The sequence below is a fragment of the Rhodoferax ferrireducens T118 genome (assembly GCF_000013605.1).
GTDB classification, from domain to species: Bacteria; Pseudomonadota; Gammaproteobacteria; order Burkholderiales; family Burkholderiaceae_C; genus Rhodoferax; species Rhodoferax ferrireducens.
The window spans coordinates 142,205-156,599 of record NC_007908.1 but is presented as its reverse complement, the minus strand read 5'-3'; the positions used below and the strand labels follow the sequence as shown (position 1 = coordinate 156,599).

The 14,395-nt window shown below is 62.9% G+C and carries 18 protein-coding genes and 1 pseudogene; 16 read left to right on the top strand and 3 right to left on the bottom strand.

What is annotated here, in order from left to right:
* The first annotated feature begins 13 nt into the window (after positions 1-13).
* The 9 genes and pseudogenes from RFER_RS23810 to RFER_RS00755 form a co-directional block, all read left to right on the top strand.
* Positions 14-217 (top strand): hypothetical protein, encoded by a 204-nt coding sequence (locus RFER_RS23810; protein ID WP_166485618.1) that lies wholly within the window; start codon positions 14-16, stop codon positions 215-217.
* A 91-nt stretch (positions 218-308) separates the two neighbouring features.
* Positions 309-1,283, top strand: a complete 975-nt coding sequence (locus tag RFER_RS00790; protein WP_244095776.1) for a hypothetical protein — start codon at positions 309-311, stop codon at positions 1,281-1,283.
* A 7-nt stretch (positions 1,284-1,290) separates the two neighbouring features.
* Complete coding sequence (locus tag RFER_RS00785; RefSeq protein ID WP_279587686.1) at positions 1,291-1,821, top strand: nitrilase-related carbon-nitrogen hydrolase; 531 nt, start codon at positions 1,291-1,293, stop codon at positions 1,819-1,821.
* Positions 1,822-2,125: 304 nt separating this feature from the next.
* A complete protein-coding gene (locus RFER_RS00780; protein ID WP_011462487.1) occupies positions 2,126-2,632 on the top strand; it encodes a DinB family protein in 507 nt (168 codons plus the stop codon).
* Between the two features lie 116 nt (positions 2,633-2,748).
* The gene (locus tag RFER_RS00775) at positions 2,749-3,309 is read left to right on the top strand and encodes a DUF1697 domain-containing protein (RefSeq protein WP_244095775.1); all 561 of its coding nucleotides are present in this window, start codon (positions 2,749-2,751) and stop codon (positions 3,307-3,309) included.
* A gap of 77 nt (positions 3,310-3,386) precedes the next feature.
* A complete protein-coding gene (locus RFER_RS00770) occupies positions 3,387-3,686 on the top strand; it encodes a hypothetical protein (protein ID WP_011462485.1) in 300 nt (99 codons plus the stop codon).
* Positions 3,634-4,392 carry a helix-turn-helix transcriptional regulator gene (locus tag RFER_RS00765; RefSeq protein ID WP_244095774.1) on the top strand — a complete coding sequence of 253 codons (759 nt, stop codon included), beginning with the start codon at positions 3,634-3,636 and terminating at the stop codon, positions 4,390-4,392. Before RFER_RS00770 ends, RFER_RS00765 begins: the two co-directional genes overlap by 53 nt.
* A 13-nt stretch (positions 4,393-4,405) precedes the next feature.
* Entirely contained in the window at positions 4,406-5,521 is a 1,116-nt protein-coding gene (locus RFER_RS00760; RefSeq protein WP_011462483.1) for a DNA alkylation repair protein, read from the top strand.
* A 34-nt stretch (positions 5,522-5,555) separates the two neighbouring features.
* Positions 5,556-6,002: pseudogene (locus RFER_RS00755) on the top strand (nitrilase-related carbon-nitrogen hydrolase); the annotation flags it as partial.
* Positions 6,003-6,062: 60 nt separating this feature from the next.
* Here the strand turns inward: RFER_RS00755 and RFER_RS00750 are convergent.
* From RFER_RS00750 to phnF, 3 genes are read right to left on the bottom strand one after another with little or no spacing between them, the layout of a single operon-like run.
* Entirely contained in the window at positions 6,063-6,620 is a 558-nt protein-coding gene (locus RFER_RS00750) for a phosphonate metabolism, 1,5-bisphosphokinase (PRPP-forming) PhnN (RefSeq protein ID WP_011462481.1), read from the bottom strand.
* Positions 6,617-7,312: a DUF1045 domain-containing protein gene (locus RFER_RS00745; protein WP_011462480.1), complete on the bottom strand. Its 696-nt coding sequence runs from the start codon at positions 7,310-7,312 to the stop codon at positions 6,617-6,619. Before RFER_RS00745 ends, RFER_RS00750 begins: the two co-directional genes overlap by 4 nt.
* Positions 7,309-8,067, bottom strand: coding sequence for a phosphonate metabolism transcriptional regulator PhnF (gene phnF, locus RFER_RS00740; protein ID WP_011462479.1), 759 nt, complete (start codon positions 8,065-8,067; stop codon positions 7,309-7,311). Before phnF ends, RFER_RS00745 begins: the two co-directional genes overlap by 4 nt.
* Positions 8,068-8,399: 332 nt before the next feature.
* On the opposite strand from phnF, the gene phnG reads away from it, so the two are divergent.
* The 7 genes from phnG to RFER_RS00705 all read left to right on the top strand — a co-directional run bounded on the left by phnG (position 8,400) and on the right by RFER_RS00705 (position 14,392).
* Positions 8,400-8,864, top strand: coding sequence for a phosphonate C-P lyase system protein PhnG (gene phnG, locus RFER_RS00735; protein WP_011462478.1), 465 nt, complete (start codon positions 8,400-8,402; stop codon positions 8,862-8,864).
* Positions 8,861-9,460, top strand: a complete 600-nt coding sequence (gene phnH, locus RFER_RS00730) for a phosphonate C-P lyase system protein PhnH (RefSeq protein ID WP_011462477.1) — start codon at positions 8,861-8,863, stop codon at positions 9,458-9,460. Before phnG ends, phnH begins: the two co-directional genes overlap by 4 nt.
* A gap of 89 nt (positions 9,461-9,549) precedes the next feature.
* Positions 9,550-10,734: a carbon-phosphorus lyase complex subunit PhnI gene (locus RFER_RS00725; protein WP_011462476.1), complete on the top strand. Its 1,185-nt coding sequence runs from the start codon at positions 9,550-9,552 to the stop codon at positions 10,732-10,734.
* On the top strand, positions 10,731-11,654 hold the full coding sequence (locus RFER_RS00720) for an alpha-D-ribose 1-methylphosphonate 5-phosphate C-P-lyase PhnJ (RefSeq protein ID WP_011462475.1): 924 nt from the start codon (positions 10,731-10,733) through the stop codon (positions 11,652-11,654). Before RFER_RS00725 ends, RFER_RS00720 begins: the two co-directional genes overlap by 4 nt.
* Entirely contained in the window at positions 11,651-12,535 is an 885-nt protein-coding gene (gene phnK / locus RFER_RS00715) for a phosphonate C-P lyase system protein PhnK (protein ID WP_011462474.1), read from the top strand. Before RFER_RS00720 ends, phnK begins: the two co-directional genes overlap by 4 nt.
* On the top strand, positions 12,532-13,230 hold the full coding sequence (phnL, locus tag RFER_RS00710) for a phosphonate C-P lyase system protein PhnL (protein WP_011462473.1): 699 nt from the start codon (positions 12,532-12,534) through the stop codon (positions 13,228-13,230). Before phnK ends, phnL begins: the two co-directional genes overlap by 4 nt.
* A 19-nt stretch (positions 13,231-13,249) precedes the next feature.
* Entirely contained in the window at positions 13,250-14,392 is a 1,143-nt protein-coding gene (locus RFER_RS00705; protein ID WP_011462472.1) for an alpha-D-ribose 1-methylphosphonate 5-triphosphate diphosphatase, read from the top strand.
* The last annotated feature ends 3 nt before the right edge of the window (positions 14,393-14,395 follow it).

The following is a 14,395-nucleotide window of genomic DNA, read 5'->3' as shown; positions in this document are numbered from 1 at the left end:
AGACTTATTTTGTTTGAATGATCCCGCTGTGGTGGGGCTGGCGGATCGGGTATCCGTTCTCTGGCCCACGCTCGCGGGCGGGCGCTCTGGGTATGCCAGCGTGCTGGTGTCAACGCGGTTGCAGGTGTGCCAGCGTTGCGGCCACCGCGAATGGGGCCGCCGAACGGACACCCAATCCACCAGCCGAGTGGCGGTGTGGGTGGAACCCCGCTTGTAAGCTGTTGCGGAGTTGAATTTATTTGGTCGGATAAACTGGGTTGACCAGGATATCAGCCGGTCACGTTAGTCGGCAAAGCCTGTCACATGTCATGAACTTGCTTCCACCCTTTGACTCAAGTGCGCTAAGCAGACTCGCTGAACGCACGGAATACGAAACATGGTTTCTCGAGGCTGTGTACACACTGGTCGAGCAGGAACTGTTTCCAACCTGGCCTGATGCGGTGGTGTACCCCGTAGACAAGTCGAAGGCTCAGTTCCTTGCGTATCTACGCGGCAACATTATCTTGGGTGATTGGCGGTCCGGTTTTTTGAACGCAGGCGCGCCTCTTGTCTTCGTTTCGACCTTCAAGCTTCTCGACATGCTCATCGAGTGGATCCTTGAAGAAAATGGGATACCTCCAACGTTTCGCTTTCAGCAGAAACTGCAAAACCTCAAGAGTTCACTCATCTTCCCGCAATTCATTGAATCCCGCCCTTGGCTGAAGGAACGCCTCACAGGCCTTTACAGCACCCTCGAACCGCTTCGCGGAACGATCATTCATGACAGACACTTCACTGCAACAGACGGTGCGGTTCGAGTGTCCAGTTCGAGGAAGGGCATCATAGGGTCGGCCATCGACATTAGTGCTACTCAGCTCAGGAAGCTCACAGTTACCATCATGAGTGTTCTCAGGTATGTTGACGGTACTTGGCAACTCGATGAGTTTCGGGAAAAGATATTGCGCCACGAGTTGGATGAACTTGTGACGCTACATGGATTGCCTCTTATTGGCCAGAAGCTTCCCTTCCACACGTGCGTGCGGGTGTATTTGAAAGGCTCAGATCCGTTTGATGTCGATCCGATGGTCATACGAAGAGATATCGCTACGAGATATGTCGATCAGGACTGCTCTTTTGACTTGCGCGTACTAATGGTCAAGGGCCACGAAGTAGTTGATGCCTACCTTTTCCCCTGGACTCTCGTTGCAACTGCACGCTCCGACTGGCACCAAGGAATTGATGCTCAACACTTCAGAACCACAATACCCGAAGACATCAAGCCTGACCATTTTGATACCGGTTAACCCACGCATGCACCGAACAGTCGAAAGCTGTGGGGAAAGGGGTCAGGCTCAGGCATTCGGCGGCATCCTGGGCATGGCCATCTGCAACGACCGCCGCTGGGCCGAGACCTACCGCGTGATGGGCCTGCAAGGTGTGGAGATGGTGCTGATCGGCTACAACACCCCGGTGCACAACGCCCCCGCGCCGGAGCATGACGACCTGTCGCTGTTCCACAACCAGCTCTCCATGCAAGCCGGTGCCTACCAGAACGGCACCTGGGTCGTGGGCGTGGCCAAGGCTGGTGTGGAAGAGGGCGTGGACAGCATAGCCGGCAGCTGCATCATCGCCCAGTCCGGCGAGGTAGTGGCGCGCTGCCTGAGCAAGGGCGACGAAGTAGCCATTGCCCGCTGCGACCTGGACTTCTGCGCTGTCTACAAACGCAGCACCTTCAACTTCGACCTGCACCGGCAGCCGCAGGCCTATGGGCTGATCACCGAGCGCAAGGGAGAGACGTTGGCGGCGGATGGGACGTTGTGGGCTGCCTCGTCCGGGGTTTGAAGGTGCTATTGATTGTGTAGCTGCTTGCGAAGTATCGACGGGGGCTAGAGGCTGATTTTGTTTGAATGATCCCGCTGTGGTGGGGCTGGCGTCAACGCGGTTGCCGGTATGCCAGCGTTGCGGTCACCGCGAATGGGGCCGCCGAACGGACACCCAATCCACCAGCCGAGCGGCGGTGTGGGTGGAACCCCGTTTGTAAGCTGTTGCGGAGTTGAATTTATTTGGTCGAATAAACTGGATCAGCCTGAATACCTGACGATCTACATCTCGTCTTCGACCTGCCAACTTCCATCGCAACACATCCATGTCTCAGAAAATTCTCTCATCCCTTTTCGCTCAGAAGTCTTGGGCCAATCGCGAACTGTTTGACGTATTGGCCTCGATGACGTCCACGGATCAAGCGGCTTCGTTGCACACGGCGATCAGGACGCTCAACCACATCTACGTTGTCGATCGAATCTTTCGCGCCCACTTGGCTGGCGAGAAGCACCCGTACACGGCGACGAATACGCCAGAGACACCCGCACTTGGTGAGCTTCATATCGCTGTCGCCGAAACCGACCTCTGGTTCGAAGACTATGCCTCCAAGATCACTGGCCAAGCACTGGCGGAGAGTCTTTCATTTCAGTTCACGGATGGTGACTCGGGAAGCATGACGCGAGAGGAAATGCTGTTCCATGTGCTCACCCACGGGTCTTACCATCGCGGCAACGTTGGCCAAATACTCAAAGGCATCTCGGTCGCGCCACCGCGTGATTTGTACACCAAGTTCTTGCATGTCCACGAGCCAGCACGCCGGGAGGCCGAATAAACTACGTGGATGCACCAGGCAATACGCATAACCCTTTCGGGGTGGCATTTTGTTGCTGTCGATCATTACCCTGACGAGGTGCTGCTTGTTGAGGTTGACTCAGCTCCATTCATCCATTGAGGACGCCTCCAGCCACCATGCACTACGCCGCCTTCTTCCGCAACCTGAACCTCGGCCGCCCCAACGCGCCAACCAAGGTCCAGTTGGAACAAGCCTTCCTTGACGCAGGCGCGCAGGAAGCGGCCTCGTTCCTGACCAACGGCACGCTGGTGTTTTCCGTGGGTGCAAGACGCAGTCCGGATCGCGTGCTCGCCAAGGCCAGCAAACTTCTCAACTCCGTCTGCGGCCTGGTTGAGCCAGGTTTTTTGCGTTCGGTGCCGTACCTGGCTGGGCTGGTGGCGGCCGACCCGTTCGCCACCGTGGTCGATGCGTCCGTGTACGAGTACTGCGTGACCTTTCTGCACCCCGCTGCGGAAGTGCCGGCCACGCTGTCGTTGCGTTCTCGACGCGGGGACGTGGAGGTGTTCCGCTTCACCGGCACCGAGGCCTTGAGCCTGAGCCGCAAGATCGGCAACACCGCCGGGAGCCCGAATGCCTTGCTGGAAAAGCAGCTCGGCCTGCCGGCCACCACGCGCAACTGGAACACGGTGCGGCGCTTGGCTCTCGCACACTCCTGACAGGAACTGACAGTGGCGCTCCTTACGCTTGCGCTTGTGCATGTCGCACAAACAATCTAAAAAAAATGGAGTTACCTATGATCAAGACTGTTGAAGCATTCACCTACAAGCTCGCGGTTGGCACTGTCCCGTCCGCCTTTGTGGCTGCGAATGGGAAAGTCAACGAGTGGTTGAAAAAACAGCCCGGATTCCTGAAACGAGAGCTGTCGCAGTTGGAAGATGACAGTTGGCTGGATATCGCTCACTGGAAGTCGGCTGCTGAAGCCAAGCAAGCCGGCGAGAAGTTCATGACCGAACTCAGTGACTGCGAGTGCATGAGCATGATTGACCCCGATTCGAACAAGATGTCACACGGCGAACTTCACCTCGCAATTTAGCCACACTGTCATGAGCAAAGCCGAGCGCCTGTTTCACCTCTATGCATTGCTGCGTTCGCGGCGTACCGCCATGACGGCGGAAGCCATTGCGGCCGTCCTGGAGGTAAGCGTTCGCACGGTGTACCGGGATGTGCAGGCGCTCTCGCAATCCGGCGCTCCCATCGATGGAGAGGCGGGCGTTGGTTATCTGCTGCGCCCGGGCTTTGATCTGCCGCCGCTCATGTTTACGCCTGAGGAACTGCTCGCGCTGATGGTGGGCGCGCGCATGGTGCAGGCCTTTACCGATCCTGACCTGGCGCGCTCGGCACGCCAGTCCGAGCAAAAAATCCGCTCCATCCTGACCGATTCGCTGAAGTTGAACGCCGAGCGCCAGCCCTACCGCATACCCATACTCGACAGCGATGACGGGCTCAGAGAGGTGCACCGTACCTTGCGCCTGGCCTGCGAGGGACGCAAGAAGGTGCGCGCTGTCTATTGCGACGAACAACAGCAGAGGACCGAGCGCGTCCTGTGGCCCTTGGGCATCATCGGCTGGACGGGGCGTTGGACGCTGCTGGCGTGGTGCGAGACCAGAAGCGACTACCGCAACTTCCGCTTCGACCGCTTTGATGCGGTCGCGTGCCTGGATGAGAGGTTCCCGCCCAGGCCCGATGTGAACATCACGCACTATTTCGAGACCGTCCTGGGCGTGCCCGACAAGGACTGATGCAAGCACAAGCATGGCTGAACCACTCAAAACCCAATTCGGCACGGAGGTCCCCGTGCGGATCGCCGCAATGATCTCGCGCGCATGGCACGCCTTCGACCAGGATGCGTTCCTCAAGGATGCGCTGGACGGATACACATCGCTTGAGCTGATGCCGCGCGGGCGCTGGATTGCGCAGGCGCTGCATCGGCATCTGCCGCAGGACTATGAGGTCGCGCTTGCGGTCTTGATGGACTCCATCGGGCCAAAGCTGGACGGCACGGAAGACTTTGGGATGGCCTCTTTTTTCTACCTCCCGCACACCTGTTTTGTGGCGGCCTTTGGGCTGGATCACTTTGAGGTTTCGATGCGCGCCCAGTACGAGTTGACGCAGCGCTTCACTGCCGAGTTCAGCATTCGCCCGTTTCTGGAGCGGCATCCGCAGGCCACCCTGTCGCGCTTGAAGGACTGGGCCAGCGACCCGAGCCCGCATGTGCGCCGCCTGGTGTCGGAGGGCACGCGCCCTCGCTTGCCGTGGGCACTCCGCCTGCGCGCCTTTCAGCAAGACCCGCAGCCCGTGCTGGCGCTGCTGGAGCTGTTGAAAGACGATCCTGAACTCTATGTGCGTCGTTCTGTTGCCAACAGCTTGAACGACATCGGCAAAGACCATCCCTTGTTGCTGGTGGAGACGGCACGCCGCTGGCTGGTGGATGCGCCGGATGAACGGCGCTGGCTGGTGCAGCATGCGCTGCGCTCGGCCGTGAAACGTGGCGAGGCTGGTGCGCTTGGCGTGCTGGGCTTCGGGGTTAGCGCGATGGTGTCGGTCAGCGGGGCACGCATCGCCCCCCAGCGCGTGGTGATGGGGGGAGCAGTGACCATTGCCTTTGACGTGTGCAACACAGAATCACGTCCGCAGCGGGCGCTGGTGGACTTGCGCGTTCACTTCGTCAAGGCCAACGGCAAGAGCAGTCCCAAGGTATTCAAGTTGAAGGTGCTTGACCTCCAGCAGCAGACCACCGTACGGCTGAGCAAAACGATTTCCTTGGTAGTGATGACAACGCGAAAACACTACCCAGGCGTGCACCAGGTGGATGTCGTCATCAACGGAACCACTCAGGCGCTGGGGCAATTTGAACTCGCCCATGATTGACCGTGATAACCCAAGCTGCCCTCGGTATCAGTGGGCCATCTGCAACGACAGCCTCTGGGCCGAAACCTTCCGCGTGATGGGCCTGCAAGGCGTGGAGATGGTGCTGATCGGCTACAACACCCCGGTGCACAACGCCCCGGCGCCAGAGCATGACGACCTGTCACTGTTTCACAACCAGCTCTCCATGCAAGCCAGTGTCTACCAGAACGGCACCTGGGTGGTGGGTGTGGCCAAGGCTGGCATGGAAGAAGGCGTGGACAGCATCGGCGGCAGCTGCATCATCGCCCCGTCCGGCGAGGTGGTGGCGCGCTGCCTGACCAAGGGCGACGAGATGGCGATTGCCCGCTGCGACCTGGACTTTTGCGCCATCTACAAACGCACCACCTTCAACTTCGACCTGCACCGGCAACCGCAGGCTTATGGGTTGATTACGCAGCGCAAGGGGGAGACGCTGGCGGCGGATGGGACGCAAACGAGCTGACTTGCTACATTGCCAACTTAGCTGCCGATCACCACGAACTGCAGCTGACGTACGACATCGTCAGCGCCAGGCAGACGACAAGGCGCCAGCCACCAGGTAGTCCACCAGCTGGCGGCCGGCATCCGCCAGCGCGCCCTGGTTGAGAATGGTGTGGTCGGCGCGCAGGTCTTTGAAAAGCGCATTGCGCGCCAGCCGCCGGCTGACCTCATGGGGCGCATCGCGCCCGCGCTGTTCCAGCCGGCTCGCCAGCTGTGCGGCGTCGGCGACGATTTGCACCACCCGCACCTGCGCGGTTGCGTCCAGACCGCTCGCATGCGCGCGCGAGCCGTTGACCACCACAATCTTCCCGGCGGCGACCTGCGCGGCATAACGCGCCTCAATGCCGTAGTGGAATCCATGCGCCTCCCAGCGCCAGACCAGGCCACCGGCAGCCATCGAATGCTCAAATTGCCGCACGGTCACCGGGTCATGGTCCGAGCCTGGCAGTGCGGGGCGGGTGACCATGCGCCGGGCAAAAACAATGTCCTGCCGCGCGGCCAGCTGCGTTGCGGCCCAGCCCATCACGCTGTCCTTGCCGGCACCCGAGGGGCCGCACACAAACACCCACAGGCCGCTCATGCGCTTAAAGCCACATCGGCCATTCGCTGGAACGGCTGGCCCGGCGCCGGTTCCACAAACAGGCACAAGCGGTCCAGCACCAAGGGAGCCGTCGCATTGAGCTGTGCCACGGGGGCGGCCACCGCCTGCAACACCCGTTGCGCCGTGGGCCGTGCCAGGGGTCCGCTCAGGGTCAAGTGAAATCGGAAACATTCCAGCACGTAGGGGTAGCCGTACTGCTGCAGCAGTTCCTGTTCACGCGCGTCGAGCTGTTCGACCCGGCGGCGCGCCAGATCAGCCTCGGACAAGGGTCTGCGCAAGTCATCGAGCGTGGTGACACAGGCTGCGGCCAGCGCCATCAGTTCGTCAGACCCCAGGGCGGGCACCAGTGCCACAAAGTCGCCCAGCATGACCGCCTGCATCGGCCCCAGCAGCACCGGCTTGCGCGTGGCCGCCAGCGCACGCAGACGCGCTGTCAAGTCGGCTGCGTTGTGGCTGCCGCTCAAGCTGAACGGCGCCTTCAAGGTGGCATGAAAGCCATAGCGGCGTGGCTGCGCGGTGATCTCCCGCAGCTCGACCGGCCCGATCTCGGCCAGTGCATGCTGGACTTTGTTGACATCCTCGCACTCGTCGCGGCCCAACCAGCGGCTGCCGAACTCCCACCACGGCGAGCCCTGTTCCGGCGCGAAATAAACGGCGTAGCGCGGCTTCATGCGGTGCCTCCCGCGTTCACCACCAGTTGCACCCGATCACCACAAAAAACCGTCTCGCCATATTTGATCGGCGTGCCGTCCATGTCCACGTCAAGGCATTCCACACACAGCAGCGGCCGGGTGCCGGGCTGCCTGAGCAGGCGCGCCGTCTCGTCGTTGGGCATCTGCGTGGTGATGCGGCTTTGCTCGCGCACATAGTCCTGCACGCCAAAATGTTTGAGGATGTCAGTGGTGCGGGTGCCCTCGGCCAGCATCTCCAGCAAGCCCGCAAAGCGCAATGCCGGGTAGTAGGCGGTGGCCAGGCCGATGGGCGCGTCGTTGGCCTCGTCGAGCATCTCCACCATCAGAACTTTGGCCCCCTTGTCCAGCTTGAGTTCTCGCGCTGCACGCTCGGGCGCCGGCATCTCGCGCGCGGTCAGCAACTGTTTGCTGGGCAACAGGCCCTGGCGCAGCAGGTTTTCACTGAAGCGGGTGCGCCTTGAGAGCGCATAGTCCATCAACTCGTGCTGCACAAACATACCCCGCCCCGGCTCGATACGCAGCAGGCCTTCGCTTTGCAGCGCGGCCACGGCCTGGCGCAGCGTGTGGCGGTTGACGGCAAAGCGGGCAGACAGCTCGACCTCGCCGGGCAGGCGGCCGGTGCCCGCATAGGCACGGTCACGAATTTCGGTCGTCAGGGTGTCCGCAATCTGTCGCCACACGGCCACGCCGCTGCGCCGCCCGGGGCTGCTGGTGGTGAGTTGTTCGAATGTCATACGTCTTCTTTGTCCATGAAGTGAACTACTTGCAGGGTCATCCTGCTGCGATGGGCCTGCGCTGATTCCCCACTTTAGTGACTGATTTAGACATCTGTATGACAAACGCGGTCGTCGCAAGAAAATATATAAAAAAACAGGCTCTAGCCGCCGTCAATCATGCATAAGTAGCTACTGAATATATAGCAGATTGAGCGCCAGTGGCAAGTCAGCATTCGTAGTTTGACTGTCATAAATCTTTCATGTTGACGAAGTCAACTACCTGGGTTGCACATCGTATTCAAGCCCATGTGCCCCGGCTCCCAACTTGACTGACTGCTCTAGACATCTGTATGACAAGCAACATCCTAACAAGCGACTACCCGACGCGACTGGCATGGCTGGCGGTGCTGGCGCGCGCCACCCTGACTCAACTCGAAGACATGCTGCCTGCAGCGGGCGAGCTGCCTGAGCTCAAGCCCGTGCGAGCGCCGGAAATCGGCATGGTGATGCTGCGTGGCCGCGTGGGTGGCACCGGCAACCCCTTCAACCTGGGCGAGGCCAGCGTGGTGCGCTGCGCCGTGCGCCTGGGGAACGGCCCGCTGGGCGTGTCCTATGCGCTGGGCCGCGACAAGCGCCGCGCTGAACTGGCGGCGCTGTTTGACGCCCTGCTGCAAGACCCGCAGCATCACGACGACTTGCAGCGCGACCTCATTGCGCCACTGGCCTTGGGGCAGGCCCAGGCCCGGGCACAAAAGCAGCGCGACGGGGCCGGCTCCAAAGTCGAGTTTTTCACCTTCGTGCGAGGTGAGGCATGAACGGCGCACAGACCCTGGCGCCCGGTCTGCTTGATGGCGTGCATGACAGCCAGCAGGCCTTTCGGGCGGTGCTGGACGCGCTGGCCCGACCGGGGCAAGTCCGCCGCATCGGTCCCGCTCTGCCCGATGTGGCGCTGGGTGGGGCCATGGCCCGCTTGCTGCTGAGCCTGAGCGACGACGAAACGCCCGTGTGGTGGCAGCGCGCCGATGCGGGCCTGCAGCACTGGCTGCGCTTTCACACCGGTGCGGGGCTCGCCGAGCGGCCGGAGGCGGCCAGTTTTGCGGTGTTCACCGGCATCCATCAGGGGTTCGCGCTGAGCGACTTTGCATCCGGCACAGCGGCGGCGCCCGAGTTTTCCAGCACCCTGCTGATCGAACTGCCTGGCCTGGCCGATGGCCCGGCGCTGGAATGGCGCGGCCCCGGCATTCGGGACGTGCAGTGCGTTGGTCTGCAAGGCTTGCCCGATGACTTCTGGGCGCAGTGGCAAGCCAACCACGCGGCTTTCCCGCGGGGTGTTGACATTGTTTTTACCTGCGGCGAAGACGCGCTGGGCCTGCCCCGCACGACGCGGGTGCGTCGATTGGAAGGAGTCTAGGATGAAACCCCCACGCTCATCACTTCGTGTATTCACTGCCCCCCGAGGGGGCGCAGGCTTCCCTTGGGGCGGCCCGGCGGGAGCCTGATATGTATGTTGCAGTAAAAGGCGGCGCCGCCGCGATTGAAAGTTCCTGGCGCCTGCTGGAGGCCCAGCGCCGGGGCGACACCGCCATTGCCGAGTTGTCGGTGGCGCAGATCCGCGCGCAGCTCTCGCTGGCGGTGGACCGGGTCATGAGCGAAGGCTCGCTGTACGACCCCGAACTGGCGGCGCTGGCCATCAAGCAGGCCAGCGGCGACCTGATGGAAGCGATCTTCCTGCTGCGCGCCTACCGCACCACCTTGCCGCGCCTGGGTTACAGCGAGCCGCTGGACACCGCGCGCATTGCGCTGGTGCGGCGCATCTCGGCCACGTTCAAGGAGGTGCCGGGCGGCCAGCTGCTGGGGCCGACCTACGACTACACCCAGCGCCTGCTGGACTTTGCCTTGCTGGCCGAAGGCGAAAACACCGGCCACTCGCCCGCTGCCAGCGACACCGCGCCGGACTGCCTTGCCAAGGCGTTCACAGACCCGTTGGAAAAGTACCTCGCCATTGAGACGCCATCGGCCACCGTGCCCCGCATCAACGAGCTGCTGGCGCGCGAGGGCCTGCTGGAAACACCGCAACCGTTTGACGCCGCCCCACCGGGCGACCTGACCCGTGATCCCTTGATGTTCCCCGCCGACCGCGCCCTGCGCCTGCAGGCGCTGGCGCGTGGTGACGAAGGCTGGCTGCTGGCCATGGGCTACTCGACCCAGCGCGGCTACGCCAACTCACACCCGTTTGCCGGCGAAATCCGGCGTGGCTTTGTCAGTGTGGAACTGGTGCCGGATGAGCTGGGTTTTGCCCTCGACATTGGTGAGCTAGAGATCACCGAGTGCCAGATGATCAACCAGTTCAGCGGCAGCCGCGAGGTGCCGCCGCAGTTCACCCAGGGTTACGGCCTGGCTTTTGGCGGTGCCGAGCGCAAGGCCATGGCCATGGCGCTGGTGGACCGGGCCCTGCGCGCCGACGAACTGGGCGAGCCGCGCGTGGCCCCGGCGCAGGACGAGGAGTTTGTGCTGTCACACGCCGACAACGTCGAGGCATCCGGTTTTGTGCAGCACCTCAAATTGCCACACTACGTGGACTTTCAGGCCGAACTGGAGCTGGTGCGCAAGCTGCGCGCCGCCCATGCCGCGCCGGCACGTGACAGCGCCAGCGCTTTCAACCCCACCCAGCAAGAGGCGGCATGATGGATCAACACTACAACTTTGCCTTTCTGGACGAGCGCACCAAGAAGCACATTCGCCGCGCCCTGCTCAAGGCGGTGGCGGTGCCGGGCTACCAGGTGCCCTTCGGTTCGCGCGAGATGCCTTTTGCCTATGGCTGGGGAACCGGTGGCGTGCAGATCACGGCCAGCATCATCGGGAGCAGCGACGTGCTCAAGGTGATCGACCAGGGCTCGGACGACACCACCAACGCGGTCAACATCCGGCGCTTCTTTGCCCGCACCACCGGCGTGACGACAACCGAGAAAACGCGGGAGGCCACGTTGATCCAGACGCGCCACCGCATCCCGGAGGCGCCGCTCACCGAGTCGCAAACGCTTGTCTACCAAGTGCCCATGCCCGAGCCACTGTCCAAGCTGGAACCCCGTCGGCGTGAGACCATCAAGATGCACGCTTTAAGCGAATACGGCCTGATGCATGTGCGCCTGTACGAGGACATTGCGCAGCTCGGTGCCATCTCGCACGCCTATGACTATCCCGTCATGGTGAACGAGCGCTACCTGATGTCGCCCTCACCCATCCCCAAATTCGATAACCCCAAGATGCACATGAACCCGGCCCTGCAACTCTTTGGCGCCGGTCGCGAAAAACGCCTCTACGCCATCCCGCCCTACACGCCGGTGCGCAGCCTGGACTTTGAGGACCACCCGTTTGAGGTGCAGCGCTGGGACCATGCCTGCGCCCTGTGCGGCGCCAGCGAGAGCTACCTGGACGAGATGATCGTGGACGACGCCGGCAGCCGCCTGTTTGTATGTTCGGACAGCGACTACTGCGAGGAGCGGCGCGATGCCGGGCAGGTGGGCACCCAGCAGGCCGTGACTTTGCATGATGCCTTGGCCACGCCCTCTGAGGCGGTGACGCCAAGTGAACAGGAGGCCGCATGAGCGCCGCGCCGGGCCGTCCCCAAGCAAGCTCGCACCGCAGTGCGCAGCACGAAGGTACGCCAGTGATCCCGCCGGTGTTGTTGTCGGCGCGCCAGGTCGGCAAGGCCTTTGTGCACCAGGGCCAGCCGCGCTGGGCCTGCCGTGGCGTGAGTTTTGATCTCTACCCCGGCGAGGTGCTGGCGGTGGTGGGAGAGTCCGGTTCGGGCAAAAGCACGCTGCTGCGCCTGCTGGCGGCGCGCCTGGCTTGCGACGAAGGATCGGTGCATTACGACGTGCGGGCCGAGTCCCCCAACGAATCCGGGAGCGAGTCCACGGGCCTGGTGGATCTGGCCGAACTATCGGAAGCACGCCTGCGCTGGCTGGCCCGCACCGATTGGGGTTTTGTCGAGCAGCATGCGCGCGACGGCCTGCGTATGAACGTCTCGGGTGGCGCCAATGTGGGAGAGCGCCTGATGGCCCTGGGGGCCAGGCACTACGGCCATCTGCGCAGCGAGGCGAGCTCGTGGATGCAACGCGTGGAACTCGACGCCGGCCGCATGGACGACCTGCCCGCCACCTACTCGGGCGGCATGCAGCAGCGCCTGCAGATTGCCCGCAACCTGGTGACGCATCCGCGCCTGGTGTTCATGGACGAGCCCACCACGGGTCTGGACGTCTCCGTGCAAGCCCGCCTGCTGGACCTGCTGCGTGAGCTGGTGGACGAGTTGCAGCTGGCCGCCGTGGTGGTCACGCACGACCTGGCGGTGGCGCGCTTGCTGGCGCAGCGCATGCTGGTCATGAAAGACGGTTGCGTGGTGGAACAAGGCCTGACCGATCGCGTGCTGGACGACCCCCAGCATCCCTATACCCAATTGCTTGTTTCCTCGGTACTGACGCCATGACCGCTCTCATAGAAACTCTTTGCCTGTCCAAAACCTTCACGCTGCACGGGCGCGGCGGGCTGCAACTGCCGGTATTTGCCGGCATTGATTTGAGCGTGCACCCCGGCGAATGCCTGGCCCTGACCGGCCACTCCGGCAGCGGCAAAAGCTCCTTGCTGCGCTGCCTGTACGGCAACTACGGCGCCAGCAGTGGCGAGGTGCGCATTCGCCATTCAGGCGATTGGGTCAGCCTGTCCAGCGCCGCGCCGCGTGAGGTGTTTGAGGTGCGTCGCCGCACGCTGGGTTATGTCTCGCAGTTCCTGCGCGTCATTCCGCGCGTCTCGACGCTCGACATCGTGGCCGACCCGCTGCGTCGGCTCGGCGTCGGTGCCGAGGAGGCCCGCGCACAGGCCGCACAATGGCTCAAACGCCTGAACCTGCACGAGCATTTGTGGCATCTGCCACCGGCCACCTTTTCCGGCGGCGAGCAGCAGCGCGTCAACATCGCCCACGGCATGATCACCGCCCCGCCGGTGCTGCTGCTCGATGAGCCCACCGCCTCGCTGGACGCCGACAACCGGCACGTGGTGGTGGAACTGATTCATGCCGCCCGCGCACAGGGCAGTGCCATCGTTGGCATCTTTCACGACGACGAAGTCCGCGCGGCCGTGGCCACGCGCTGCTTTGACGTCGAGCAACACCGAAACCCGGTTTGATATTCAAGGAACACATTTTATGAAGCAACGCATTTTCCGCAACGCCCGCATCGTCACCCCCGACAACGAATTTACCGGTTGCTTGGTGGTTGAAGACGGCATCATCCGCAGCATGGACAGCGGCAACACGTCCGTACCCGGCGCCCAAGACTGGGCTGGCGACTGGCTGCTGCCCGGCCTGGTGGAGGTGCACACCGACAACCTGGAGAAGCATCTGTCACCCCGCCCCGGCGTGTTGTGGAACGCCCACTCGGCCATGACGGTGCACGATGCACAGTGCGCGGCGGCGGGCATCACCACCGTGCTGGACTCGGTGGTGATCGGCGACCTGGACGACGACGGCACGCGCAGCCAGACGCAGCACACGTCCATCGCCGCGCTGCACCAATGCCATGAAGAAGGCCTGATGCGGGTCGAGCACCTGCTGCACCTGCGCTGCGAACTCTCCGCGCCCGACATGCTGGAGGTGTTTCACGAATACGCCGACGACTCGCTGCTGGCACTGGTCAGCATGATGGACCACACGCCGGGCCAGCGCCAGTGGCGCGACCTGAAAAGCTACCGCCGCTACACCGAGCGCAATGGCAGCTACAACGACGCCGAGTTCGCGGCCATGATTGCGCAGCGCAAGGCGGACCAGCAGGCCTTCTCGCTGCCACACCGGGTGGAAATTGTGCGTGAGTGCCAGGCCCGCGGCCTGCCTTTGGCCAGCCACGACGACACCTTGCTCAGCGACATTGCCCAAGCCGTTGCAGAAGGCGTGGCGATGTCGGAGTTCCCGACCACGGTGGCGGCGGCGCAGGCGGCGCGTGCGGCGGGCATGGCCATCATCATGGGCGGGCCCAATATGGTCAAGGGCGGCTCGCACTCGGGCAACGTGTCGGCCGCCGAGCTGGCGCAGCTCGATTTGCTGGACATTTTTTCGTCCGACTACGTGCCCAGCAGCCTGCTGCTGGGCACTTTCATGCTCGGGCAGCTGGAGGGCTGGACGCTGCCCAAGGCGGTGCGCACCGTCACGGTCAATCCGGCGCGGGCGATTCGCCTGCAAGACCGTGGCGACGTGGCGCCGGGCCAGCGTGCCGACCTGCTGCGCGTGCGCATGAACCGCGTCGGCATGCCTGTCGTGCTGGAAGCCTGGCTGGCTGGCAAACGGGCTTTCTGAAAC